Raw genomic sequence first — 3,350 nt, 5'->3', positions numbered from 1 at the left:
CCGATCTCCGCGCTCGCCGGGGACAACGTGGTCGAACCCTCCGCCGTCATGGACTGGTACGGCGGCCCCACCGTCCTGGAACACCTGGAGACCGTGCCGGTCAGCCACGACCTGGCGCACTGCCATGCCCGGCTGCCCGTGCAGTACGTGATCCGCCCGCGCACCGCCGAGCATCCCGACTACCGCGGCTACGCCGGGCAGATCGCCGCCGGCACCTTCCGCGTCGGCGACGAGGTCACCGTCCTTCCGTCGGGCCGGACCTCGAAGGTGTCCGGGATCGATCTGCTGGGTGTGCCGGTCGAGGAGGCCTGGACGCCGCAGTCGGTGACGCTCCTCCTTGAGGACGACATCGACGTCTCCCGCGGCGATCTGATCGTGCCGCGCAAGGACGCCCCGGCCACCTCCCAGGACGTCGAGGCCACCGTCTGCCACGTCGCCGACGCCCCCCTCACCGTCGGCCACCGGGTACTGCTCAAGCACGGCACCCGCACCGTCAAGGCGATCGTGAAGGACATCCCGGCCCGGCTCACGCTGGACGACCTGTCCCTGCACCCGCATCCCGGACAGCTCGTCGCCAACGACATCGGCCGCGTGACCATCCGCACCGCCGAACCCCTGCCCGCCGACTCCTACGCCGACTCCCGCCGCACCGGGTCCTTCATCCTCATCGACCCCAGCGACGGCACCACCCTCACCGCCGGCATGGCCGGCGAATCCTTCGCCACACGCATCGGCCGACCGTGAGCGCCGGGCCAACGAGAGGAATCCGTCCGTGCCTGCCACCATCGCCCTGCTCCGCGCCGTCGCGGGCCTGATCGCGCTGCCGCTGCTGTCCCTCACGGCCTGCGGATACGGGTCCCAGGCGCGGGACTCGGGGACGGCGAAGATCGCTTCCGGTGCGCAGAAGGTCGACGGTCTGGATTCCGTCCGGATCGGGTACTTCGGCAACGTCACCCACGCCACGCCGCTGGTCGGCAACCAGAAGGGCTTCTTCCAGAAGGCCCTGGGCGCCACCGAGGCCAAGTACGCGACCTTCAACGCGGGCCCGTCCGAGATCGAGGCGCTGAACTCCGGCTCCATCGACATCGGCTGGATCGGCCCCTCGCCCTCGATCAACGGCTACACCAAGTCCGGCGGCAAGAACCTGCGGATCATCGGCGGATCCGCGTCCGGCGGCGTGAAGCTGGTCGTGAACCCGGACAAGATCAAGTCGCTGAAGGACGTCAAGGGCAAGCGCATCGCCACCCCGCAGCTCGGCAACACCCAGGACGTGGCGTTCCTCAACTGGATCGCCGAGCAGGGCTGGAAGACCGACGCGCAGAGCGGCAAGGGCGACGTGACCGTCGTCCGCAGCGACAACAAGGTCACCCCCGACGCCTACAAGTCCGGTTCCCTGGACGGCGCCTGGGTGCCCGAGCCGACCGCGTCCAAGATGGTCGCCGAGGGCGGCAAGGTACTGCTGGACGAGTCGACGCTGTGGCCGGACAAGAAGTTCGTGATCACGAACATCATCGTGTCGCAGAAGTTCCTCAAGGAGCACCCCAAGGCCGTCGAGGCGGTACTGAAGGCCTCGGTCGACACCAACGAGTGGATCAAGGCCAACCCGGCCGAGGCCAAGGCCGCCGCCAACAAGCAGCTGGAGAAGGACGTCGGCAAGGCCCTGCCCGCCGATGTCCTCGACCCGGCGTGGAAGTCGATCCAGCTCACCGACGACCCACTGGCCGCCACCCTCGACGCCCAGGCCGAACACGCCGTCAAGGCCGGCCTGCTCGACCAGCCCGACCTCAACGGCATCTACGACCTCACGCTGCTCAACAAGGTCCTCAAGGCCAAGGGCAAGCCCACCGTCGACGACGCCGGACTCGGTCGCCGGCACTAGGGCCTGTCTGACAATTCCCGTCTGCCTCGCGACGCCAAGCACGCACTCTCGCCGCACCGGGCGCAGAGCCAAGTACATCCAGTACGAGGCTCTACGCCCGGCACTCCCCCAGCCTCCGGCCGGGGGGACCCCCAGAGCACGCACCTGACGCCGCGAGGCCGCCCTCCGGGCGACGACGGGAATTGTCAGACAGGCCCTAGGCAGCCGGCTCCGATCATGCCCAGGGACCAGGACCAGGGACCAGGAGGTTCGACCGACCATGGCCACGACCACGACCACGCCCGTCGCCGAGGACACCCGGGCCGGCGCAGCCACCACCGCCGGGCAGACCGCGGCGACCACCGCGCGCGCCGCCCGCATTCAGCACGTCTCGAAGTCCTTCGCGGGCCCCGCCGGGCAGCAGCTCGTGCTGGACGACATCACCCTCGATGTCGCACCCGGCGAGTTCGTCACCCTCCTGGGGGCCTCCGGCTGCGGCAAGTCCACCCTGCTCAACCTGGTCGCGGGCCTGGACAAGCCCAGCACCGGCGAGATCACCACGGAAGGGCGGCCGGCCCTCATGTTCCAGGAACACGCCCTCTTCCCGTGGCTCACCGCCGGCAAGAACATCGAACTCGCCCTGAAACTGCGCGGCGTGCCCAAGACCGAGCGCCGCGAGAAGGCGGAGGAGCTGCTCGAACTCGTCCGGCTCAAGGGCGCGCACGGCAAGCGGGTGCACGAACTGTCCGGCGGCATGCGCCAGCGCGTCGCACTCGCCCGGGCACTGGCCCAGGAGAGCAAACTGCTGCTGATGGACGAGCCGTTCGCGGCCCTGGACGCCATCACGCGGGACGTGCTGCACGACGAACTGACCCGCATCTGGCGCGAGACACAGCTGTCCGTCCTGTTCGTCACCCACAACGTCCGCGAGGCCGTCCGCCTCGCCGAACGCGTGGTGCTGCTGTCCTCCCGCCCCGGACGCATCGCCCGCCAGTGGACCGTCGGCATTCCGCAGCCGCGCCGCATCGAGGACACCGCCGTGGCGGAACTCTCCGTCGAGATCACCGAAGAACTCCGTGGGGAGATCCGCCGCCATGGCCAGCACTGACCCCTCCCTCAAGGGTGACGCCGACCTCGCCGGCCTGGAAGCGGGCCTCGACGCCCTGGAGACCCGGCACAGGACCCGTATCCCCTTGCGGCAGACCTTCGTGGAGAAGATCCTGCCGCCCACCGTCGCCGTCCTGCTGGTGCTCGCGATGTGGCAGGCCCTGGTCTCCTTCAAGATCGTCGACGACCCGACCCGGCTGCCCGCGCCCTCCGCCGTGTGGGACGTCGTCCACCAGGCCTGGCTGCGGGGCGAGTTGCTCGGCTACATCTGGACCAGCGTCTCGCGCGGCCTCTCCGGCTTCCTGCTCGCCCTGCTGATCGGCACCCCCCTCGGACTGCTGGTGGCACGGGTGAAGGTGGTCCGCGCGGCCATCGGACCGATCCT

Annotated in this window: 3 protein-coding genes and 1 pseudogene; all 4 read left to right on the top strand. The window is 69.8% G+C overall.

The genetic code is table 11. The annotated features are described in order from the left end of the window. Positions 1 to 744, top strand: a pseudogene (locus tag ACFWR9_RS42480) (hypothetical protein); the annotation flags it as partial. Between the two features lie 28 nt (positions 745 to 772). Further along, on the top strand, positions 773 to 1,879 hold the full coding sequence (locus tag ACFWR9_RS42475; protein WP_383852986.1) for an ABC transporter substrate-binding protein: 1,107 nt from the start codon (positions 773 to 775) through the stop codon (positions 1,877 to 1,879). Positions 1,880 to 2,138: 259 nt separating this feature from the next. Next, a complete protein-coding gene (locus ACFWR9_RS42470) occupies positions 2,139 to 2,966 on the top strand; it encodes an ABC transporter ATP-binding protein (RefSeq protein ID WP_383852983.1) in 828 nt (275 codons plus the stop codon). Further along, a partial coding sequence (locus ACFWR9_RS42465) for an ABC transporter permease (protein WP_383852980.1) occupies positions 2,953 to 3,350 on the top strand: 398 nt, incomplete at its 3' end. The genes ACFWR9_RS42470 and ACFWR9_RS42465, both read left to right, overlap by 14 nt.

The organism is Streptomyces sp. NPDC058534 (assembly GCF_042717365.1).
Classification (GTDB): domain Bacteria; phylum Actinomycetota; class Actinomycetes; order Streptomycetales; family Streptomycetaceae; genus Streptomyces.
The sequence above is the reverse complement of the archived record's forward strand: the minus strand, read 5'-3'. Positions and strand labels throughout refer to the sequence as shown.